Below are 20,324 nucleotides of genomic sequence, written 5' to 3' on the forward strand. Positions count from 1 at the left end.
CGTCAACAACCCGCTGCGCTTCCAGGGCCAGTACTTCGATCAAGAAAGCGGACTGCACTACAACCGCCATCGCTACTACAATCCCGATAACGGCCGCTATCTGACGCCCGACCCGGTGAAACTGGCGGGCGGGCTGAACGGATACCAATACGTGCCCAACCCGACGGGGTGGGTGGATCCGTTGGGGTTGAGTACGTGCCCGGGTGGGGATGGGTGTAAGCCGGACGTCGGGATTGGAAATCCAGCCGGAAAAGCAACGGTTGATGAAGGACTGCCTGCTTTACCTCGTCTGACACAGGCTGAACGACGCGCACGAATTGACGAGCTTGCAGAAGCAAATGCTTACCGCCGCCTAGTTGAACTTGAACGAGCAACACCCGGAGCACACTTTCTGGAAAAGCATGGAGCACAGACAACTCTCGCTTCTCAGCTAGAAAGAGTTAAATTTGGAAAAAACCCTACTACCGGCATTGTTGAAACGTACATCTCAGGAAAAAAAATCGGGCAACCAAAAACACCTATTGCGGCCACCCACTTCCTAAGTCACCGAGATCAGTTAAATGCGATTAACCGTGCAATATTTATTTTTCGAAATAACAGAAGCACCGATTCGGTATCGCCAATTAATATGGGAAAACCCATCGGCGAGGGCTATCAGCGAGATGGACTTAAATATGGAAAGCAAAACAACGCAATAGTAATCCTAGATAAAAACGGCAACCCCATAACTGCGTACACGGACTTCTAAACATGAAAAAACCTCCTAATATCTCAATAATACGCGGCTTGCTTTTTACGTATGACATCGAAAACACTAATGACATCCAGAGGGAGAAGTTCATTACATCAAAGAATGTTAATGATGAAAAAGAACTTTCAGAGCTTTTCGACAAGCTAACAAAGCCAGAATTCCTTTCATACACAAAAGATGACCAGGATTGGTTTATAAATACAATTGACCACTTCTTATCCACCGGCGACAACTTTGACTCATTCTTCTCAAAAGTCACGACGTACTTTGACGATGAAGTCGCTGACCAGCGTAAATTCATGACGGTTTTGCTCGAATGCCTTATGCGTTACCACGTAGAGGCTGCAGAGAGCGAATCAACATGAACACGGCAAATAGCTGGATGAACGTGTTTGAAAATAGCTAGCCACCCATCAACAAAGAAAGAACTTTATGAAACCCAGTTCACAATTTAAAAGTTCGAGAATGCAGTTAAACGTCTTAAACGAAGCCATGACAAGAGAGGCACGTAAAATGGAGCGTTTCACTGGAGAAGACGAATATGGCAACCCTGTCGTCAGGATTGAAATGCAAGGCTGCGGCAGAGGATACATACCAAATAAAAAAGACCCTAACAATCCAATACTCGATGAAAACATGAACGCCGCTGTCGTAAAGTTTGATCGTGAAACAAAACGACCATACACAGCATTCCCCGTGAGCACTCGTTAATGTTAAAACACCCTTTTCTAAACATACCGTACAAACCAAAGCTGCAATATTTACTCAGCGGACTTGACATCTATGACCGTGAAGAGTCTTTAGGTGAAGCCCTTGCAAACTACAACATAAATTCGCCCGCCGACAGAGAAGAGTTAATTAAAAACCACATAATTGACAGGAGCACAGACTTAAATCATAGGCATAGGAAATCTCTAATAGATGTCTTAAGTTCGGCTCTTAATGATAGCTCATACGACTTCTCAGAGATTCTTAGTCAAGATCCCGAGTCCCATTGCGCCTTACCTTACGGATGGGACGCCATGGAAAATCCCAGAGGCTTCTTCGAGGATATTTTTAGACTCGCGAATAAAGAATGGAAAAATGACCTTGGAAAGGCCAGCCTAGAAGATCAGTCTACTTGGTAAGAATCAAGATCTTTGGCGACTGACAGGCCGCCATCGCAGGTAAGCCAGCTCCCACATTTGGTCTTCGTACAACCATGAGATCCTTGTGATTTTCAAGATAAAGGGTGCGGGTATATTCACGTACAATTTAAAAAAACAAATAGATCCGTCCCCTTTTACAATGCTGACCCAATAACTGGCTACACCCCACCAAAATCAAAAGGCAATCCCAGCTCTCAGTTCACAAGTTGGAAAATGCAGTTAAATGCATGGGTTGAGGCGACCACAAGAGCCGATAGAGGCATGACCCGACATACAGGACTTGACGATAAGAAAAACCACATAGTACGAATAGAGCAACCTGGAGCGGGAAGAGGCTACAGACCCAATAAAAATGATAAACAGAATCCTGTATTTAATAACTCCATGAATGGCGCCGAGATGAAATTTCGGCAAGTCGGAACCCCTTCACACTATTTCCAATAGAAGGAAAATAAAATGCTGTTCCATCCACTTTCAGACCACCTACCTTTCGACGTAAGCTTGAATTATTTCGTAGGAATATTTGATATATATGACCGAGAAGAGACAAAAGGTGTAGAGCTAGCAAAATACAACCCAAACGATCCAAAAGATAGAAAAGAACTGATACTCAAGTACTGCCTCGACCCGGACAAAAGTTTTTCATATAGGCACAAATACAAACTAATTGAGAACTTAGAATACGCACTAACCACGAAAAATTTTGACTTTCATATTTATTTTGAGGACAACCATGACGAGTACACATCTATGGCTTGGGACGAGACCGAAATAGATGATCCACGAGGATTTTTCGAAGAGGTTTTTAGATTAGCCAATAAGGAATGGGAAGATGACATCCAGAAGGCCAGCCTAGAAGATCAGTCTACTTGGTAAGAATCAAGATCTTTGGCGACTGCCAGGCCGCCATCGCAGACAAGCCAGCTCCCACATTTGGTCTGCGTACAACCATGAAATCTTTGTGACCTTCAACATAAAGTGGGCGGATATATTTACGTACAACTTCAAGATAAAAGGGACGTACCTATTTACGTAAAATCTCAAAAAACAAAATAGATCGCCCCTGTTACACAAAGTCAACAGCAAAGCTGGTGCGATGCCTTCTATAGACATGGAAAAAGTCATTGGCGAGGGATATAAAAATGATGGCCTTAAATATGGTACGCAAACAAAAGCAATTGTGGTTCTCGACAAAAAACGGCAAGCCCATTACCGCCTTTACGGAGTTTGTAAAATGAAAAAACCACCTAACCTTTCGATAATTCGAGGCCTTCTATTCACATACAGCACTGAAAACATCAAAGACCTAGAAAGAGAAGAACTTATCGCCTCGAAAAACGTGAATAACGCAACAGAATTATCAGAACTTTTCGACGCACTAACCAAGCCAGAGTTTATTTCATATACAAAGGACGACCAGAATTGGTTTATTAGCACCTTAATTCACTACTTATCCATTTATAACAACTTCGACTCCGTTCTCTACCTATTCGATACATATTTTGATGATGAGATTTCTGATCATCGCCATTTTATGAAAGTTTTACTTGAGTGCTTGACACGATACCAGACGGAAGCCACAGCATCGATAAGGGGGATGGACCTATTTACATAAAATCTTAAAATAGATCCATCCCCTTTGTAATGCAACTATCTCGCGCTAAAAGCTCACATCGGTTTTTTGCCATGCGTGGTTTATGGGTCGCTTACCTTTCACTGCGTTTCCAGTGAGAAAAAAAATGTTAAAAATTCCATATATAGATGCTCCCTACGAGCCAAAAACCTCCCATATACTGGGAGCGCTCTCGATATATGACCGTGAAGAAACTAAAGGCGAAGCGCTCTGGCAATACAACCCTAACGATTCTAAAGACCGAGAAGAGATCATTAGGTCGTTTATTTTAAAGGATCTTATGTACCTACCTTACAGACACCGCTTTGTCTTAATTACCATATTGAAAGACGCATTAGAAATTCCAGAGTTTAATTTTTCGAAAGAATTTGAAAGCGACCATGACAAATATATAAGCATGGCTTGGGATGAGACCGAGATAGATGACCCGAGAGGTTTTTTCGAAGATATCTTTAGATTCGCAAATGAGGAGTGGAAAGACGATCTCCTGAAGGCCAGCCTAGAAGATCAGTCCACTTGGTAAGTAGGGGAAAATCCAGTGTAAGCGATCCACCGTGCCCACATTCAAATCCGTCAGTTGAAGCCTGAAGCTGTGCTCCCGATCTCTTTCAGGAGCCAGCAACTATGATGCGCCCCGACGCCAAAGTTGAAAAAGTGTACCTCTACCCTAAACCCGTGGACTTTCGAAAATCTATCGACGGCCTGTCTGCCCTTGTCGAATTGGATATCAAGGTCGCGGTGTTCGATCCCGTGCTTTTCGTTTTCCTGAATCGCCACCGTAACCGAGTGAAAATCCTCTATTGGGAGCGCAACGGCTTTTGCCTTTGGCTCAAGCGCCTGGAGTCCGAGCGCTTCAAAACATCGCCTGATCTCACCGACGAAGCCATTGTGTTAACGGTTCAAGAGTTGGATGGTCGGCAGAATGGACTTGAGGTCTTCAAGGAGCGCGTTTGGCTTTTTCATGGATGGCCCTGCTTATTATTGGATGTCCTGCACCTGTTCAAAATCGAGGAACGGTGCTGGATGCAGGGCAAGTATGGGATCGGCCCGTCGAGACGAAAATGCACCTTCCACAGCCAAGATTGCACTTTCCACAGCTGACGGTCTGATCGAGCTGGCAGCCACAGACATGCCCCGCGGCAGCCACAGTCAAGCCCCGGCAGCCACCGCTGGTTAACCTCAGGCTTTCCTTTATTCGTAATCAGGAAACCCCATGAGCGATATTTCCCTGCTACCCCAAGTCGAAGCCTTCCTGGGTCGAGACCATCGATTGTTTATCGACAGTGGTTATGCCCAGAGCCATTCCAGCCAGACCCTGGAAGTCATCAATCCTGCCACTGGCAACGTTATCGCCCGTGTCGTCGATGCCGATCACGTCGACATCGATGCGGCGGTGGAGTCAGCCAATCGCGGTTTCAAGCTGTGGTCCCAAGTCGCACCGGCAACCCGTGGCAACGTGCTGCTGAAACTGGCGGACCTGCTGGAGCGCCACCGCGAGGAACTGGCGCAGATCGAGACCTGCCAGTCGGGCAAGATCATTCAGATTTCCCGGGCCTTTGAAGTCGACCAAGCGGCGCACTTCCTGCGTTACTACGCCGGCTGGGCGACCAAGATCAGCGGCCAGACCATCACCCCATCGCTGCCCTCCTTCGCCGGCGAACGCTATACCGCGTTCACCCTGCGCGAACCCGTCGGCGTAGTGGTGGGTATCGTGCCGTGGAACTTCTCCACCATGATCGCCATCTGGAAACTCGCGTCTGCGCTGGTGACCGGTTGCAGCATCATTATCAAACCCAGCGAGTTCACACCGCTGACCCTGCTGCGCATCGCCGATCGGCTCACCCCTGGATGAACGCACCGAATTCGGTCCGGTCACCCGCCGTTAGCATCAGTTGAAACTCGAAGAGTTTTTCGCCACCGCACGCGCTGAAAACAACACCATCATCCACGGTGGCAAACGGATGGATCGGCCCGGTTGTTATGTCGAACCCACAGTGATCCTCGCCAACAGCGCCAACGACACCTTGCTCCATGAGGAAACCTTCGGCCCGATTGCCACCTTCTTCCCCTACGACCATGAGGAAGACCTGCTGGAGCTGATGAACAACACCTCCGGCGGCTTGAGCGCCAACCTGTGGACCAACGATCTGGGCAAGGCCTTGCGCATGGTGCCGGCAATCAACGCCGGCACGGTTTGGGTAAACATGCACACCTTGCTCGACCCAGCGGTGCCGTTTGGTGGCAACAAGTCCTCGGGCGTGGGTCGGGAGTTTGGCGGTGCGTTTATCGAGGATTACACCGAGCTGAAGTCGGTGATGATTCGCTATTGAGCCCTGGGTGACCGTAGGAGCTTGCTCAGTCAAGAATCAACGCCTGCGCCTCAATCTCGATCAACCACTCGGGCAGCGATAGGCCACTGACAATGGCGGCGGATTGCTCGGTGATGCCACTAGCATCAAACGCCAAACCTGAGGCAGCAGACGAGCGTAACCGACACGGTTAAGGCCGCTCTTCTAGCCTGTACCTCAAGAAACGATGATCGGCTGAAAACAGCCGTCGGTAGGTGAGCAGTACAGCACCTACCGTGCCCAATGCCGATGACGCGGCGATCAGAAACATGATGACGATCTGGTAACGAACCGCGTCCGCCGGGCTCTCTCCCGCCAACACCTGGCCGGTCATCATACCCGGCAGGCTGACAATGCCGACCACCGTCATCTGGTTGAGGGTCGGGATCATGCCGGCCCTGACGGCCTGGCGGATGGCGCCCTGCGCCGCCTCCCAGCGCGACCCGCCCAACGCCAGGATCATTTCGATGGTGTTGCGTCCCGAGGTCAACTCCTGGGTCATGCGTTCAATCCCCAGGGACACGCCAGTCAGCGTGTTGCCGAGGATCATCCCCAGGATAGGGATCGCGTACTGCGGCTCGTACCAAGGATGAATGCGGATGACGGCGAACAACCCCACGGCAGTCACCAGCCACGAACTGCCCCACACTGACACAATGCTGTCGACACGCTGGCCCGCATACGTGCGCTTGCCCCGCCCCGCTGCCGACATGCCGGCGATCAGGGTCATCAAGCACATCAGCGGCAACACCACATACCAGTAGGCAAACTCGAACACCCAGCCCAGCAGGTAACCAATCGCCAGCAGTTGAACCACCGTGCGGATAGCGGCCCAAAGAAGTTGTCGCTCAAGGCCCAGCTTCAGCAGCAGTGACAGCGCACCGTTGATGAGGATCAACGAGGCGGCGATAGAAATATCCAGCACCGACAGGTTTTGATAGTTCATGACGGGATGGCTCCGGTTAACACACCAGCGCTCATGTGCAACCGGGTGGTACTCATTCGTTGCGCCTGGGTCTGGTCGTGGGAAACCCAAATGTAGGCATGGGCCGATCCCGAGCCGTTGTCGAACCAGGCCTGTATCAAGGCCTCAACCTCTAGAGACGATGCAGGGTCGAGTGCCGCTGTCGGTTCGTCCAGCAGTAGCACCTGCGGGTCCAGTTGCAGTGTTCTGATCAACGAAACGACCTGCGACTCGCCGCCCGACAGATCACCCGCCCTTTTCGACAGGAATCCTGGCTCTTTTCCGGCATGGTCCAGCAGGACTTTTACCGTTTCCAGATCGAAGTCCAGGTGCTGCAAGATCTTGAGGCTGTAGGGAAAGCGCAGGTTATCTTCCACCGTACCGTCAATAAGTGCCGGCCGCTGCGAGAGGTAGCAGATGCGACTGCGATACCTGGGTATTAGCGCGTTGGGAACGGGTTGGTTGTTCCACAGGATGTCTCCAGACGTCGGCGCGTCCAGCAAGGCAAGCGCCCTGAGGAAAACGCTTTTTCCCGAGCCTGATGAGCCGGTGATGGAGATACGGTCTGTGCGGTACAGCTTGAAGTCAGTGGTGTGAAGCAGCTGAGCCTGATGGCGCTCATCCATTCGCGTCAGTGCCCTGGCTTCGATCAACGGGTAAACGGTGTCCGTCATGGACTCAATCCTATACTGAACGGCTTGCAATCAAATACGCCACTGCCTATATTCCCGCAAGGCGCCATCTACGCCTCCATCCGCGGAAAGGGCTGCGCCCAGGACCTTGACTGAATACCACATCTCTACGACTCCCAACCTTAAAGCGGACAAGGTTTGTGCAAGGAGATCGTATGTCGCAACATCCAGTATCCTCGTCCCATGACGGCCGTATCAACCTTGAGCAGCAACGCAAGCGCGCCAAGGAGCTTCTGCTGCGCATGAAAAGTGGTGCGGCGCCCGAACAACTTTCCCTGATCCCTGGCGGCCCTCCATCCTCATCGCCCATTTTGTCCGACGCCCAGTGGCTGATCGCCAGACAGTTGGGTTTCAGTAGCTGGCCAAAACTCAAGGCACACGTGGATGCGGTTGATTTCGCTGCTCGCCATCCAGTTTTTGCGGCGAGCGATGAAGCCCTGAGCACCCACTGGCGATGTGGCAACGATATTGCGCATAGCCTGCAGTTGGCGGGGTTCAAGGGCCACTTTCGAATGCTGTCCGATCCGTTATGCATGGGGCCTGTTCCAAACCTGCCTGCCGAGCAATACCGGGCAGTGCGCAGCCGCTATATCAGTGAGGCGTTTGAGATGGACTGCGCCGATGTAGCGCGCAGGCTCGACGACGAATACAACCACCTCACGTTATTGGCCAACGACGAACACAGCGTGCTGTGGTGCGAGGCAGACGCCTACGACCAACTGTTCCTGATTCGTGCCCTGGCAGGCCTGGAGCGCGCACCACTCAAGCTTGAGCTGATAGAAGTCGACCGTATCCCCGGCGTCCAGCGCTTCATCGGCATCGGCCAACTGGCTCCCGACGTATTGGCCTGGTTATGGCCGCAGCGCCGCCCCATTGATGAGCAAACCGTGCAACTGGCCCGGCAGGCATGGCTGGCCTATTGCGACAGCTCACCGGTCAAACTTGCCGAACTCGCCCACGGCACGCATCGCTGCTTGCCACTTCTAGCACCGGCACTGCTGCGCCAGCTGCAGGAACTTCCGGGGGTTCGGGACGGTTTATCATTGACTGAACACCTGGCGTTACAATTTATAGAGGAAGCTGGCCCGGTGGCATTCTCCAGAGTTTTCGCCGAGTTAATGGCCCAGCGCGAGCCACTGCCGTATCTGGGGGACTTGATGTTCCATGCGCTTATGCGCCCGCTGATTGACTGCGAGACGCCGCTGTTGACCGAGTCAGATACCCATCTGCAGTGGCCCCTGAGGTTGCTGACGCTGACACCGCTGGGGCATCAGGTGCTGAAGGGAACGGCGTATTGGCTGGACCATGGCGCCAGGGAGCGCTGGGTAGGTGGCGTATGCATACAGGCCGGCCAGCCTCATTGGATGGTTGATGATCGGTGCATGCCTGTGTGGCGTAATTGACCCGCAGTGTCTGGAAAACTTCACTGGCGGCTGTTTCATCCAGCAATGCTAGCGAACCAGGATTTTTCCGCTTCCTCTATCTTCCCCATGCAACACTGACGATGGCTATCAACTAAACATGCCCTCTTGCGAAGAAAACGGGCAAAATTCCTACCTTCTAAAATGGAGTGAATGCATGAAGTTGCTCAAAGGCGTAATTCTAGTTGCTGTACTGCTTATAGTGAGCGCTGGCGCACTGGGGCTTTTCTACGTCCTCCCTCAACATGATGTGGTGCTGATCACGGGAGTTGAAGTCAAGCGAGTCGACCACGATGGCGTCATCAATGCTGAAAACCCAGCTGATGGCCCGACCAGGGACGTTTATTTCATCAACACCGAAGACCCAGACTCCAAGAAAGTCATGGTCTACCGCAATGAAGATACTGGCTGGTCCTTCCCCTGGTATTTCAAGTTCGACTCTGCAGACGTCCAAGCGAAGGCCCAAGGCTACTCTCGTGATGCTGAGCAGTTGGCGATCATTCGGTACTACGGATGGCGCATTAAGATACTTTCGGTTTTCCCAAACATCACAGCTATCGAATCCACGAACAGCCGGGCGGAGCCATTTCCATGGTTCAATACGGTGTTCTTCAGCGTAATGACACTAGTGCTTATTTTTGTAGCCGTGTTCGTAAAGCGTCGCCTGAAGCGACGTCACCAGACCTTGGTAAATTGACCCAAGTCCTACAGGTGACGTGACCCATGTTTTGATAAAAAATCCGGCCATCCGCCGGATTTTTTGTATCTGACAATTGATCAGCCGCTTGATCGAACGACAGGCACCACCAGCCATGCATGCGTAAAAGGCAGACAAGAAAAAGCCCCGCTCGAAAGACGGGGCTTTTTTTCAACCCTTTGGGTTAGCCAATGCTAACGCCGTGGGCTTCAGCCAGAGGCTTCAAGCCGCCAGCAAAACCCTGGCCGATCGCCTTGAACTTGAACTCTTCACCGCTGCGATAAAGCTCGCCGAAGATCATCGCGGTTTCGGTCGAAGCGTCTTCGCTCAGGTCGAAACGCGCCAGTTCTTTACCGTCAGCCTTGTTCACCACACGAATGAAGCTGTTGGCAACCTGGCCGAAGGTTTGTTTGCGGGTTTCGGCATCGTGAATGGTGACAGCGAATACCAGCTTCTTCACCAGCGGGGCCAGGGAAGTCAGTTTCACAGTCACTTGCTCATCGTCGCCTTCGCCGGCACCGGAGCGGTTGTCGCCCATGTGCTCAACGGAGCCGTCAGCCGTTTTTTTGTTGTTGTAGAAAATGAAGCTGTTGTCGTCTAGCACTTTACCGTTTTCGCCCACGACGAAAACCGATGCATCGAGGTCGAACTCGGTGCCGTCAGTGACGCGAGGATCCCAGCCCAGACCTACGACTACTTCGGTCAGGCCTGGTGCTTCTTTGGACAGGGATACGTTGCCGCCTTTGGAGAGACTTACAGCCATGATCAATTTCCTTGCTCAATAGACGTGGAGTTTAGAAGTTCATACCGAACGAGTTGGCCAAAGCCTTCAGGCCACCGGCAAAGCCCGAACCAACGGCGCGGAATTTCCACTCACCGTTGTTACGGTACAGCTCAGCGAAGATCATCGCCGTTTCGGTCGAAGCGTCTTCCGCGAGGTCATAACGCACAATTTCAGCACCGCTGATCTCGTTGACTACGCGGATGAACGAGCCACCGACCTGACCGAAATTCTGCTTGCGAGCGTCAGCATCGTGAATGGTGACCGTGAAAGCGATCTTGTCGATATCCGCAGGTACGCGGCTCAGATCGATTTTCAGCACTTCGTCGTCGCCATCGCCGGCACCGGTGCGGTTGTCGCCGGCGTGCTCGATGGAACCGTCAGCGCTTTTGAGCTGGTTGTAGAAAATAAAGTCGGCGTCGCTACGTACTTTACCGTTGGCACCCAGCAGGAACGCGCTGGCGTCCAGGTCAAACTCCGTACCGTCGGTAGCGCGAGGATCCCAACCCAGACCGATCAGGATCTTGGTCAGTGTCGGATCGGTCTTCGAGAGGGACAGGTTGCCGCCTTTTTGAAGGGTCAGTGCCATGAGTACAACTCCTTGTGGGTAATGTGTTTGACGTTAAGGTTTTTCAGCTTCTGTTTCTTCCTTTTGCGGGAAGAGCACACTGGCAAAAACACCGATAGCCAGAACCACGACAACGATGATCAAACTGGTGTTCGGATCAATGGTGTAGCCGTGTTGGAAAATGTGGTCCGTCGCACTCAAGCCAAGTTTTACGGCAATGAAGAACAGCAGTGCGATGACGGCTTTTTCCAGGTGCACCAGATAGCGTTTCAGGGCTTCCAGCACAAAGTACATGGTCCGCAGACCCAGAATGGCGAAGAGCATGGCCGAGAAGACGATCAATGGTTCGCGGCTGACGGCGATGATTGCCGGGACAGAGTCGAACGCAAACAGCACGTCGGAAACTTCCATCACCACCAGGCAAAGGAACAACGGAGTGGCGAACAAACCGCCTTTGGCGGCCAGGGACATGCCCTGGTTTTCTGGCTTGGTCAGTTCGGCTTCCAGGGTCTTGCGACGCACGAAGAAGTCATGACCATGCAGTTTCGGCCACACAGGGAAGAGTTTCTGGGCGAAACGGTAAGCCATGTGCGTGGAATAATCCTCTTCTTCTTCGTCGTCTCCACCGCTTCTGAGCATCATCACAGCGGTCCAGGCAACGATCAGGGCAAAGACTACCTCGACCCACGGCCCCAAGGCCAACAGGCCGGTACCAATGGCCACGAAGATCAGGCGGAACACGATCGCACCGAGAATGCCCCAGTACAGTACGCGGTGACGCAGACCATTGGGCACCTTGAACCAGGCGAAGATCGCCATGAACACGAACAGGTTGTCCACGCTCAGGACTTTTTCAAGGGCGTAACCGGTGATGAACAGCGTAGCGACTTCTGAACCGTGCTCGAAGTACAGGAACCCTGCAAAGGCGAACGAGATGAGGATCCAGAACACCGACCAGGCCGAGGCCTGGGCCAGGCTGATGGGTTTGTCACCACGATGGGTAAACATGTCGATAATCATGGCGCCGAGCGCCAACGCCACGAACACGGCGATGGTCAGCGGGGGGAAACCCAGTTGGCTAACTTCCACAGTGTCGTTCCTTACAGTTCAAAGTCAGCTGGGGGAAGGCCCAGCTCAAGGCAGATCAGGCGGCAAACGGCTTTTTCCTTGTCGTCGAAATTGCCGTCCGAGGCACCGATGGCACAGGCGACACGAACGAGCAAGCGTCCCGCACCGTCCTTGCCTTTGATCTTGCTGATGTTTTTCAGGGCTTCGGCCTGACCGATCTGGAAGTCGAACTCGAACTTGGCACAAGCGTCGTTGAAGACCTTGATAACGTCGGTCAGGTTGAACACTTTCAGTTCGGGCGAGTTGCTGATGAACCCGGCCATTTTCGTTTTTTCTGCCGAGCTGACTTCACCATCAGCCGCTGCAACCATGGCACAGCTGTTGGCGACCGCTTCCATGAACTCTTTGTTCTTGAACTTGGCCACCTCGGTGGTCAGTTTCTCGCGGGCAAGCGCCGCATTGGTTTTCAGCCATGACAACATGTTGTTCACCTCAAGGGCGGACCGGAATGGCCCGCCGCATTCAACTTTAGTTTGATAATCGGATTACTTGGAACCTGCCGACCAGCGCATGCCCCAACCGTAAGCCTTGTCCATGGCCGAATGTCCATTGTGGAAGTCCACGCGTCGGCTCACCTTGACGCCGCCGCCAACATTTTCCAGCAGGGCAATTGCACACATGCCCTGACGGCCTCCTTCTTCATTCAGCCGAACTTCAATCGGCGGCTGGCCCGGGACATGAATGGTCACAACACCATCGGTCTCCCGCCAGTTTGGTGCACCTTTGTAAATGAAAGCAAACACCAGAACCCGTCGAATATTGCCCCAGTGTTTACCGTTGATATGAAGCCATTCGCCATCACTGACGGCGCCGGTACGGTCATCACCCTTGAGCTGAATGTAGGGGTCGTAATCCAGATCGCCGAAGCAGTTGCCCAGCGCCTGAACGACGCCCTTGGAGCCGTCCTGCAACTCGTAAAGGCACCCGACATCCAGGTCGATGGAGGTGTTGCGCGCAAAAAAGCCACCACCGCCCTTGCCTTTGTTCCAGTTCAGGTTGACCTTGATTTCGCCAAAGCCCTCGGACGTTTTTTCCAGACTGATCGACGAGCGCGTCTTGTCGAGGGTGATTTTGCTGAGGCTGACCGAAGGCTTCGGCGCCGCTGCCGGAACGGGCGCAGGGGCCGGAGCAGGTACAGGCGTTACGACCGGAGCAGGCGCCGCAACTTCCACACCAAAGTGCTTGGCCAACGGCTCCAGGCCACCGGCAAAACCCTGGGCCACACAGCGGAATTTCCACTCACCCTGGCGACGGTAAAACTCGCCAAGAATCAACGCGGTTTCCTTCATGCCCGTGGTGGGTATCTGCGCCTCGATACCGCCCGTAACGGTCAGCGCAAGATGAGATACGCGATCAAAACTGGCTTTGTTCTCGTAAATCGTCGCGGTCAGCGCCACTTTCTCGACCACCGCCTCAAGGCGCGACAAGTCGAGGGTGAACACTGCGCGACCGGCCGAGGACTCGGTCATTTGCACCGTGCCGCCCAGTACAGTGGTCTGCCCGTAGAAACACATGTCGGTGTCGCCACGGACTTTCCCGGCGGCCCCCAGAACAAACGCAGACACATCAATATCAGCGCCCGGAATCGGCGAGTAGCTGATCTCGACCTGCGCCTGACCGGTGGCGACCGGAGCGTTTGCGCCTGGTCCCAGGGTCGTCATGAGCGCACGGCCTGAACAGCCAGGCTGACCAGATCGTCAGCGGTACGGCCGTTGGTCACTTGACCGATGGCCTTGAATTCCCAGTCGCCGCCCTCGCGCACCAGGCTTGCCATGACCACACCGGTATGACGGCCCTTCTCGGACAGATTGAAGCGCGCCAGTTCGGTCTTGTTGCTCGCATTGACAATGCGGCAGTAGGCATTGGCAATTTTTTCGAAGTTCTGCCCCGTGAAACTGTTCACGGTGAACACCAGCGATTTGACCGTGGCCGGCAGGCGCTGCAGGTCAACGGTGATGGTTTCGTCGTCGCCATCGCCTTCACCGGTACGGTTGTCGCCGGAGTGTTTGATCGAACCGTCGCGCGATTGCAGTTGACGGAACCACACCAAGTCAATCGGCTTGAGGTTTTCATCGAACAGAATGCAGGAAGCATCCAGGTCGACTTCACCGCTGTTGCCCATCAATCGCCCCAGGAACCCGGACTTCTCCGGGTCCCAGCCCAGGCCAAGGCTGATCGATGTAAGACCACCACCGCCCGCTGTTTTTTCCAGGGAGATTGTTTGGTTTTTAGTCAGAGTCAGGGCCATCTGTACGCTCCTTGTTGATCGTCGTTTTCTGGTGTTTATCGTTGTTGCCTTCAGCCGGGTGAGTTGCAACGGCCATAATGCCTGCACCTCGATCCCCGGCCTTGGCTACCCGCATACGCCCACGGCGCCATACGGGGTGAAAGTGTCGCCAGTGTGGATCTTGTGCTGCGGCCAACAGTTCTTGATCGCCGCGCGTATCGCCCCAGGCGCGCAGCCGGTATTGGGTCAAGTCGCCGTACACAGCTTCAAGGCGATGTACCTTGGCTTCACAGCGGCAGTTATTACCCGATATACGTCCTGTCAGACGTCCATCAACAACCTCTAGTTCAGTGCCGATCAATTTGATATTGAGACGATCGGCAAACGGCTTCAAGACTAACGCAGGGGAAGCAGAACAGAGCGTGACCTCATGGCCAGCCTGTCTTTCGGCCGCGACAGCGGTCAAACCGACCGGGCGCATCAGGCGAGCCCAATACAGGCCGCAGAACTCTGCAGCCTTGTGCCGCACCCATTCTTCCTTGGTATCGGTCAGGAAAGCAGCAATCAACCTTGCCTTGAGTTCGTCCCGCGACAAACGACGCGTCAGGTAGCTCACGCTCGGGCCCAGGAGACGCGGCAGGCGCTGGATAAATTCTCGCTTACCAAATGCAAATCTAAGAAACGGTACAAAGCTGTCATGGCGCGTCAACGTGCCATCAAAGTCAAAGACCGATAGCACTTTAGCTCCCGCAGGGCCACGCTCAAGCATTTCCTGGGTCATCGGCCAGCCTCTGCAAGACGGATTAACGGGTCGGCATGACCCGCGTCGACATGCCTGACACCGTGCCACTTGGCGCGTTCAAGGATATTGGTTGCCCATTTGAGGTGAGTCGCTGGTTCGCACATGGCGTCATTGTGTTTGAAAACAGCGGGCGCAATTTCATTCAGCATTAATTTGGCACAATTTAGATCCTCCAGGCTAACGCGCAAGCTGTCCTGGATGGTGTTGATCTGGCTTGGATGAATCGCGGTTTTACCCACCAGACCATGGGCAATATCGAGATTCAACTCTTCCAACAGCAGATGGGGTGTCGCCAACTGCTCGAACACCGGCGCGGTCAAGGCAAACCCCTGGGACCCCATCACACCGGCAAGCATGGGGATTACATAGCCCATGGGTGTGTCGTACAGGGTCGTGGCCGGATTGCGTCGTAAACCCAGGCAGCCCATTAAGTCGTTACCGCCGATCCGCAGCGCAATGATCCGCGGGAACAGCGTTTCTTTAAGGGCTTCGCCCAACTCGACCATGGCCCCCGGGTTGAAGACTTCCCGGGTCTCCAGGGTCGGCATGAGCAGAATTTCCGGGTTAGTGACCGCCGACTCCCAGGCGCGCAGGTTCGACAGGCTCAACTTGGGCACGACAAAACCGTCGACATGGACCATCAGCGGCCACTCGTTCAGCACCGCGGCCATTTGCGAGTCCCGCGGGCGCACGAACAGCATCGGCCCGTCATCCGAACGCCCGCCCTGCTGTTCAATGGCACTGAGCAGGCGGTGCAGGTTGCGCAATGCCGTGTCGACATCTATTTCGGCAACCGCATCCTCAAGGCACACCACCATGGACCGCAGTTCAGGCAGTTTTTTGCGAAAAACCACGTCCAGGATGTCCTCCCGGGTGGCCGGCATGTAAAGCGTGGCGCCGAGGGCGTAAGGCGAAAATCTTTTCATCAACTCAAACTCCGAATCACGGTCACGGCACGGTAAGGGCCAAGGGCCGCACCGACTTCCTCTACCGTCACACCGGCCCGTTCGGTCAGGTGCATCAGCAACTGCACGTCCGGGTCACTGCGATCACGCACCAGAACCTGATCCGGCACACGGCGCAGTACGGCCCGCGTGGCCTCGGCAATACCGGGTTTTACCCGATTCAGATTGGTAATGCCAAAACGCCCGGAAATAACATCGATCACCTCCAGCGCCGCAGACTGCAACTCGGTGCGCTGCGCTTGCGTCCACGGGGCGACAGACTCGACCGCAGGCAACGTACGGCGTACGACCTCGATCTGGTCGATGAAGTCGCGAGTCACGTCGTGTTCGTGCAGGTGGTCGTAAACCACGCACCCATGCAGCCCGCCCTCGGCAGGCCAGATGGAGCGCGAGACCAGGCCGGAAACCGTAGCCCCAAGGATGCCGGATGGAATCACCCAGTCCTCGGCCGAAGCCGCCATCCAGGCGCGCCCACAGGGGTCGGCCAGCACCACAAGGCGTGGCTGCTCAGGAAACCGCGCATCGCCCTTGAGGCTACGCTGGATCTCGCCAGAGATCGCGCCCTTACCCGTCCAGCCATCCACGAACACAATGTTTTCAGCGCCGTGAGCTTCGATGACGGCTTCCAGGGCGATCATGTCGATACCGCGATCACGTACGATGCTGATGCCGTAATGATGGGCCTCACGCCCCAGGTCAAGTAGCGCGCGGCGCAGCAGCACACCCAGCGGAAGACCCGCACGAACGAAAGACACGAGCGCAATCGAAGGGCCCTTGCAGGCCTGATCCAAAGCGATGGCCAGGGACTGCACGTCGCCAGCCATCCTGGCCGCATTCTGCTGCATGGCGCGCTGGTACAGCTCTTTGTGAACCTCGGTAGGCGCCGACTCTTGGCTGATCATCTCCGAGTAATGCTTCTGTTGTGTCTGGATCAGGCGCTCTTTCTCCTGAACATCCGTCACTTCGATCTCGACGGGCTGCAACAGGAAGAGCACGTCGTCAGCCAGGTAGCTACCGCTGCCGACGGTTGTCAGATGGGCGAAAGCATCAAGCATGGATCATCGCCTCCACAACCTTTGCCAGCTGGCTATTGGCCGGCGTCGCCCAGAAGTTGCATTCGTTCATGAAACCCAGGTCGGTGACACTATCGCCAAACCCCAACACCGGGCGTTCGCCATTAACGGCTCGGTCTCGACGCAGTAATTCCTGGACCGCCTGGCGCTTGGCCAAGCCATTGGGCAGGAAGGCCAGGTTGTTGCCATTGCCGTGAATATGCAGACCTTCCAGCAGGCCACGGGCCTGAACTTCAGCCAGGACCTTTTGCAGTACCGAGTCATCGGACTCGTTGTGCTTGGTCACCACGTAGTTGAGCAGGCCTTGTTCTTCGACCACCCAACCGCGCAGGGAGAACCCCATTTCCTGGCCAATGGCCAAGGTCGCTGCGCTGAGCGCAGGCAGCCGACTTTGATAGGCCGCGAGCACATCAGTCATCTGCCCATGCCAGTCCATGTCCAACGTCCCATCGGGCTGAAGGATCACCCCACCGTGGGAGCACACCGCTCCCGCGACAAAGGGCAATTGCACGCGGCTGTAGGCTTCGACGCTACGCGCCGTGACCGGGACCACATCGGCAGACTCCAGCAGCCACTCCACGAAGGTTTTCTGCACCGAACTCATGTAGCCATTGGGCTGGCCATCGACATCCAGCGTCGCAGTATGCCGGGCTGCGCCTTCGGGCATCTTGCGGGCAGTCTGAAACAGCGTGTCATCGAGGTCGATGAGTATCAGAGGACGCTTACTGCTCATCGACAATGACCTCTGCGCTCAGTGCGTCAATCAGCGATTGGGGAACCGCTTCGACAGGTGTTTCGCTACAAATCAATACCCGATCGAATTGCCCTGGCCGCACGTTGTAAAGAAAATTAGGAATACCTAGACCATAGTTGTCGGCAAACGACAATGCGCTCCCGATCTCATGGCCCAAGGCAATCGGCGAGCGAGTAGTGGAGCTGAAATGGACGTCAGCCCCTGCCTTTTCAAGGCGCTCAGCCAACAGGAACGGACGCCACACGAACTCGCCAGTCCCCACAACGATGATCCGCTCACCCGGCTTGACCTGAATATCCGGTGCCAGCGTGTCATCCACATGACGCACGCCCAGACGGCCCCAGTCATTGCACGGATCGATCGGCCACTCACCCACCGCAACCGCCCCCACATCGGGCATTTCCGGCAATGGCGCGCTCACATCCTCAAGGAAACGATACGTGCCCTGCAGCAGGGACACCTCATCGGCGGTCTCGCCCAGCGCATTGCGCACAGCGCCCTGGGACCAGTCGGTAAGCACGCAGGTCACTACCCGCTCTACCTTGCTCAGCCCGGCCTCTATCAGTGCCCGGTGCAGATTGATGAACGTCTTGCCGGTCGAGGCTTCATCGTCCACCAGCACCAGGGAGCGCGCTTGCTGCATCATTTCCCGAATATCGGGGTCGGTGGGCTGATGGATCAGGTGTGCACTGGCGTGACTGTGCTCTTCTTCAAAACGGGCGAACATTTCAGTGCCCACCGGATGGCGCGTGCTCACCAGATAAACCGTGTCCGGGCGAGTCTTGCTATAAGCGCGGTGTACACCGGCCCCCAGGCCCACTGCGGTCTCGGCCATACCGATCACCAGCACTGGCCCCGGCAAGTCGGCGGGAATCTTGGCGGCCAGGCTTTCGTAACTGGCCTGCATAGTCGATGGGCGCACAGGAATATGCTTGCCCAGCACGCGGGATACAAACAGGAACGCACGCTTTGGATTACGGCGCTCGGCGAACCCGAACAAGGATTCGGGGGCGATGGAGGATTGCTCTACATCAACTTCCATTAACCCGCGCTTGAGCTGCGCGCTGAGTCGATAGATCGGTGCTTTCACTACTGCGGCTTCCATGTACAACATTCCTAAAAGAGGCGTTTTAGTGAGTCAGACATCGCTCACTATTGTTTCAAGCAAGATGCCTCTACGGATTTCTGGCCTCGATCCGCCAGAGCGAGGATTGTGCTTCACGGGCCATTTCCGAGGTCGAATACAGGCGGCCCGTTGGCGATTTGGAAGGGGACACCTGGCAGGCATCCAGGAAAGCCAGAAGCAGGCCGGCCTTGACGGCAAAGTTCATGTTTTGCGCGTCCGGCAAGGTCGACGTCACCATGGCGATGACCGCGCCGCTGGTATCAAACAATGGGCTACCACTGGACCCAGGCTGAATCGCTGCGGTGAATTGCAGCAAACTGGCATCGTTGTGTAGCCCAAACAGGCCCGACACCCCTCCCTGTGTCACATGAACGCCACCGCCTGCCAGGCCCGCCATCGGAAAGCCAAGGGCAATCACCGATTCGCCCAACGCGCCGCTGGCGCCTTCCTTGAAGACCACTGGCACCAGTGGCGGGCAATCCTGAACCCGCAACAGGGCAATATCATTTCGTTGATCGACCACCACCACTTCGGCGCGGTAACGACCGGCAAAAGAGGAAATGTGCAGCTCCTGCATGTCCTCAATCACATGGGCACACGTCATCACATGACTGGGTGAAACGGCAAAACCGGTGCCCGTGGCAGAACCACGGTTTCTCGGTGAATCGCCTGAGTACGAACGGCGGGTCGGGTGTGCGTCATCGATGACAATGCCCATCCGTCGCCCCATCGCGGCAAGGCCATAGGCCGAGCCTTCGGCGAGCGCGCGGAACTTCCACTGGTTGTTACGTTTATAAAACTCGCCAATGACAATGGCCGATTCGCCGTTATTGCGCAAATCGAGGGACAACTCGACCTCGTTGTCGACCTGTAGACGCAACTCCTTGAGTTCACTGACAGGGCCTGCTGCGGCAAATGTATAAACGACCAGCAACACCCCCTCACTGCCGCCGGGCAGCGCTGACAAATCAAGGGAGCAACCAATTGAGGCTGGCGTGCCGCTCCACTCCATCCATTTCTGGGTGACTTGAAACAGCGCAGGGTCCCCTGTCGGCATACGCTTCTCGGTGACAGGGAGCAACGCCACGGCGGCGTACTCACCGAAGGCGCTGGAGTTACTACAGTCCAGTGTCCATGTAGTCTTTACACCTGAAATCGCGGTGTTTGCCCCGGGTGTAAGCGCCTTCATCCTGGTCTTCCTTGAACGATGTGGCGGCAATTATGCCAACACATCAAGAATCATTCA

At 54.7% G+C, this 20,324-nt stretch carries 23 protein-coding genes and 1 pseudogene; 10 read left to right on the plus strand and 14 right to left on the minus strand.

Annotation, left to right across the window (positions count from 1 at the left end):
• From ACZRKZ_RS21120 to ACZRKZ_RS21155, 8 genes and pseudogenes are all read left to right on the plus strand, one after another.
• The coding region (locus ACZRKZ_RS21120) for an RHS repeat-associated core domain-containing protein (protein WP_463982640.1) at positions 1-748 on the plus strand (748 nt) is incomplete at its 5' end.
• A gap of 2 nt (positions 749-750) precedes the next feature.
• Positions 751-1,116 carry a hypothetical protein gene (locus ACZRKZ_RS21125; protein WP_463982641.1) on the plus strand — a complete coding sequence of 122 codons (366 nt, stop codon included), beginning with the start codon at positions 751-753 and terminating at the stop codon, positions 1,114-1,116.
• Between the two features lie 67 nt (positions 1,117-1,183).
• A complete protein-coding gene (locus tag ACZRKZ_RS21130) occupies positions 1,184-1,462 on the plus strand; it encodes a hypothetical protein (protein WP_463982642.1) in 279 nt (92 codons plus the stop codon).
• 893 nt (positions 1,463-2,355) lie between these two features.
• Positions 2,356-2,775, plus strand: coding sequence for a hypothetical protein (locus tag ACZRKZ_RS21135; RefSeq protein WP_463982643.1), 420 nt, complete (start codon positions 2,356-2,358; stop codon positions 2,773-2,775).
• A 235-nt stretch (positions 2,776-3,010) separates the two neighbouring features.
• The gene (locus ACZRKZ_RS21140) at positions 3,011-3,514 is read left to right on the plus strand and encodes a hypothetical protein (protein WP_463982644.1); all 504 of its coding nucleotides are present in this window, start codon (positions 3,011-3,013) and stop codon (positions 3,512-3,514) included.
• A 124-nt stretch (positions 3,515-3,638) separates the two neighbouring features.
• The gene (locus tag ACZRKZ_RS21145) at positions 3,639-4,055 is read left to right on the plus strand and encodes a hypothetical protein (RefSeq protein ID WP_463982645.1); all 417 of its coding nucleotides are present in this window, start codon (positions 3,639-3,641) and stop codon (positions 4,053-4,055) included.
• A 101-nt stretch (positions 4,056-4,156) separates the two neighbouring features.
• On the plus strand, positions 4,157-4,633 hold the full coding sequence (tnpB, locus tag ACZRKZ_RS21150; RefSeq protein WP_463982646.1) for an IS66 family insertion sequence element accessory protein TnpB: 477 nt from the start codon (positions 4,157-4,159) through the stop codon (positions 4,631-4,633).
• Positions 4,634-4,745: 112 nt separating this feature from the next.
• Positions 4,746-5,862, plus strand: a pseudogene (locus tag ACZRKZ_RS21155) (aldehyde dehydrogenase family protein).
• Positions 5,863-6,031: 169 nt separating this feature from the next.
• On the opposite strand, the gene ACZRKZ_RS21160 reads toward ACZRKZ_RS21155, so the two are convergent.
• Together ACZRKZ_RS21160 and ACZRKZ_RS21165 are read right to left on the minus strand one after the other, a co-directional pair.
• Complete coding sequence (locus ACZRKZ_RS21160; protein WP_463982647.1) at positions 6,032-6,826, minus strand: ABC transporter permease; 795 nt, start codon at positions 6,824-6,826, stop codon at positions 6,032-6,034.
• Positions 6,823-7,518 (minus strand): ABC transporter ATP-binding protein, encoded by a 696-nt coding sequence (locus ACZRKZ_RS21165; protein ID WP_463982648.1) that lies wholly within the window; start codon positions 7,516-7,518, stop codon positions 6,823-6,825. The genes ACZRKZ_RS21160 and ACZRKZ_RS21165 overlap by 4 nt, the downstream gene beginning before the upstream one ends.
• 173 nt (positions 7,519-7,691) lie before the next feature.
• Between ACZRKZ_RS21165 and ACZRKZ_RS21170 the strand changes: the two genes are divergently transcribed.
• Together ACZRKZ_RS21170 and ACZRKZ_RS21175 are read left to right on the plus strand one after the other, a co-directional pair.
• Positions 7,692-8,939, plus strand: coding sequence for a DUF1835 domain-containing protein (locus ACZRKZ_RS21170; protein ID WP_463982649.1), 1,248 nt, complete (start codon positions 7,692-7,694; stop codon positions 8,937-8,939).
• Positions 8,940-9,114: 175 nt separating this feature from the next.
• A complete protein-coding gene (locus tag ACZRKZ_RS21175) occupies positions 9,115-9,654 on the plus strand; it encodes a DUF1523 family protein (RefSeq protein ID WP_463982650.1) in 540 nt (179 codons plus the stop codon).
• 184 nt (positions 9,655-9,838) lie between these two features.
• On the opposite strand, the gene ACZRKZ_RS21180 is transcribed toward ACZRKZ_RS21175, so the two are convergent.
• The 12 genes from ACZRKZ_RS21180 to ACZRKZ_RS21235 form a co-directional block, all read right to left on the minus strand.
• The gene (locus ACZRKZ_RS21180) at positions 9,839-10,417 is read right to left on the minus strand and encodes a TerD family protein (RefSeq protein WP_149415124.1); all 579 of its coding nucleotides are present in this window, start codon (positions 10,415-10,417) and stop codon (positions 9,839-9,841) included.
• Positions 10,418-10,448: 31 nt separating this feature from the next.
• Positions 10,449-11,024 (minus strand): TerD family protein, encoded by a 576-nt coding sequence (locus ACZRKZ_RS21185; protein ID WP_133102779.1) that lies wholly within the window; start codon positions 11,022-11,024, stop codon positions 10,449-10,451.
• Between the two features lie 33 nt (positions 11,025-11,057).
• Positions 11,058-12,092, minus strand: a complete 1,035-nt coding sequence (locus ACZRKZ_RS21190; protein WP_463982651.1) for a TerC/Alx family metal homeostasis membrane protein — start codon at positions 12,090-12,092, stop codon at positions 11,058-11,060.
• An 11-nt stretch (positions 12,093-12,103) separates the two neighbouring features.
• Entirely contained in the window at positions 12,104-12,553 is a 450-nt protein-coding gene (locus tag ACZRKZ_RS21195) for a tellurite resistance TerB family protein (protein WP_133102781.1), read from the minus strand.
• 63 nt (positions 12,554-12,616) lie between these two features.
• On the minus strand, positions 12,617-13,792 hold the full coding sequence (locus tag ACZRKZ_RS21200; RefSeq protein ID WP_463982652.1) for a TerD family protein: 1,176 nt from the start codon (positions 13,790-13,792) through the stop codon (positions 12,617-12,619).
• On the minus strand, positions 13,789-14,379 hold the full coding sequence (locus ACZRKZ_RS21205; RefSeq protein ID WP_149415121.1) for a TerD family protein: 591 nt from the start codon (positions 14,377-14,379) through the stop codon (positions 13,789-13,791). Before ACZRKZ_RS21205 ends, ACZRKZ_RS21200 begins: the two co-directional genes overlap by 4 nt.
• Complete coding sequence (locus ACZRKZ_RS21210; RefSeq protein WP_133102784.1) at positions 14,360-15,139, minus strand: HAD-IB family hydrolase; 780 nt, start codon at positions 15,137-15,139, stop codon at positions 14,360-14,362. Before ACZRKZ_RS21210 ends, ACZRKZ_RS21205 begins: the two co-directional genes overlap by 20 nt.
• On the minus strand, positions 15,136-16,086 hold the full coding sequence (locus ACZRKZ_RS21215) for an HpcH/HpaI aldolase/citrate lyase family protein (RefSeq protein WP_463982653.1): 951 nt from the start codon (positions 16,084-16,086) through the stop codon (positions 15,136-15,138). The genes ACZRKZ_RS21210 and ACZRKZ_RS21215 overlap by 4 nt, the downstream gene beginning before the upstream one ends.
• A complete protein-coding gene (locus ACZRKZ_RS21220) occupies positions 16,086-17,180 on the minus strand; it encodes a cysteine protease StiP domain-containing protein (RefSeq protein WP_463982654.1) in 1,095 nt (364 codons plus the stop codon). The genes ACZRKZ_RS21215 and ACZRKZ_RS21220 overlap by 1 nt, the downstream gene beginning before the upstream one ends.
• Positions 17,173-17,931 (minus strand): HAD family hydrolase, encoded by a 759-nt coding sequence (locus ACZRKZ_RS21225; RefSeq protein WP_463969272.1) that lies wholly within the window; start codon positions 17,929-17,931, stop codon positions 17,173-17,175. The genes ACZRKZ_RS21220 and ACZRKZ_RS21225 overlap by 8 nt, the downstream gene beginning before the upstream one ends.
• Positions 17,921-19,057, minus strand: coding sequence for a phosphoribosyltransferase domain-containing protein (locus ACZRKZ_RS21230; RefSeq protein WP_463982655.1), 1,137 nt, complete (start codon positions 19,055-19,057; stop codon positions 17,921-17,923). The genes ACZRKZ_RS21225 and ACZRKZ_RS21230 overlap by 11 nt, the downstream gene beginning before the upstream one ends.
• 70 nt (positions 19,058-19,127) lie before the next feature.
• Positions 19,128-20,267: a trypsin-like peptidase domain-containing protein gene (locus ACZRKZ_RS21235; RefSeq protein ID WP_463982656.1), complete on the minus strand. Its 1,140-nt coding sequence runs from the start codon at positions 20,265-20,267 to the stop codon at positions 19,128-19,130.
• Positions 20,268-20,324 lie beyond the last annotated feature (57 nt).

Source organism: Pseudomonas sp. c313 (assembly GCF_055407145.1).

Excerpts from the sequence above, each read along its gene's own strand:
- ACZRKZ_RS21165 (WP_463982648.1), bottom strand. The coding sequence starts at position 7,518 with ATGACGGACACCGTTTACCCGTTGATCGAAGCCAGGGCACTGACGCGA.
- ACZRKZ_RS21225 (WP_463969272.1), bottom strand. The coding sequence starts at position 17,931 with ATGAGCAGTAAGCGTCCTCTGATACTCATCGACCTCGATGACACGCTG.
- ACZRKZ_RS21200 (WP_463982652.1), bottom strand. The coding sequence starts at position 13,792 with ATGACGACCCTGGGACCAGGCGCAAACGCTCCGGTCGCCACCGGTCAG.
- ACZRKZ_RS21135 (WP_463982643.1), top strand. The coding sequence starts at position 2,356 with ATGCTGTTCCATCCACTTTCAGACCACCTACCTTTCGACGTAAGCTTG.
- ACZRKZ_RS21215 (WP_463982653.1), bottom strand. The coding sequence starts at position 16,086 with ATGAAAAGATTTTCGCCTTACGCCCTCGGCGCCACGCTTTACATGCCG.
- ACZRKZ_RS21195 (WP_133102781.1), bottom strand. The coding sequence starts at position 12,553 with ATGTTGTCATGGCTGAAAACCAATGCGGCGCTTGCCCGCGAGAAACTG.
- ACZRKZ_RS21230 (WP_463982655.1), bottom strand. The coding sequence starts at position 19,057 with ATGGAAGCCGCAGTAGTGAAAGCACCGATCTATCGACTCAGCGCGCAG.
- ACZRKZ_RS21175 (WP_463982650.1), top strand. The coding sequence starts at position 9,115 with ATGAAGTTGCTCAAAGGCGTAATTCTAGTTGCTGTACTGCTTATAGTG.
- ACZRKZ_RS21125 (WP_463982641.1), top strand. The coding sequence starts at position 751 with ATGAAAAAACCTCCTAATATCTCAATAATACGCGGCTTGCTTTTTACG.
- ACZRKZ_RS21210 (WP_133102784.1), bottom strand. The coding sequence starts at position 15,139 with ATGACCCAGGAAATGCTTGAGCGTGGCCCTGCGGGAGCTAAAGTGCTA.
- ACZRKZ_RS21235 (WP_463982656.1), bottom strand. The coding sequence starts at position 20,267 with ATGAAGGCGCTTACACCCGGGGCAAACACCGCGATTTCAGGTGTAAAG.
- ACZRKZ_RS21220 (WP_463982654.1), bottom strand. The coding sequence starts at position 17,180 with ATGCTTGATGCTTTCGCCCATCTGACAACCGTCGGCAGCGGTAGCTAC.
- ACZRKZ_RS21140 (WP_463982644.1), top strand. The coding sequence starts at position 3,011 with ATGGAAAAAGTCATTGGCGAGGGATATAAAAATGATGGCCTTAAATAT.
- ACZRKZ_RS21205 (WP_149415121.1), bottom strand. The coding sequence starts at position 14,379 with ATGGCCCTGACTCTGACTAAAAACCAAACAATCTCCCTGGAAAAAACA.
- tnpB (WP_463982646.1), top strand. The coding sequence starts at position 4,157 with ATGATGCGCCCCGACGCCAAAGTTGAAAAAGTGTACCTCTACCCTAAA.
- ACZRKZ_RS21180 (WP_149415124.1), bottom strand. The coding sequence starts at position 10,417 with ATGGCTGTAAGTCTCTCCAAAGGCGGCAACGTATCCCTGTCCAAAGAA.
- ACZRKZ_RS21160 (WP_463982647.1), bottom strand. The coding sequence starts at position 6,826 with ATGAACTATCAAAACCTGTCGGTGCTGGATATTTCTATCGCCGCCTCG.
- ACZRKZ_RS21130 (WP_463982642.1), top strand. The coding sequence starts at position 1,184 with ATGAAACCCAGTTCACAATTTAAAAGTTCGAGAATGCAGTTAAACGTC.
- ACZRKZ_RS21145 (WP_463982645.1), top strand. The coding sequence starts at position 3,639 with ATGTTAAAAATTCCATATATAGATGCTCCCTACGAGCCAAAAACCTCC.
- ACZRKZ_RS21170 (WP_463982649.1), top strand. The coding sequence starts at position 7,692 with ATGTCGCAACATCCAGTATCCTCGTCCCATGACGGCCGTATCAACCTT.
- ACZRKZ_RS21185 (WP_133102779.1), bottom strand. The coding sequence starts at position 11,024 with ATGGCACTGACCCTTCAAAAAGGCGGCAACCTGTCCCTCTCGAAGACC.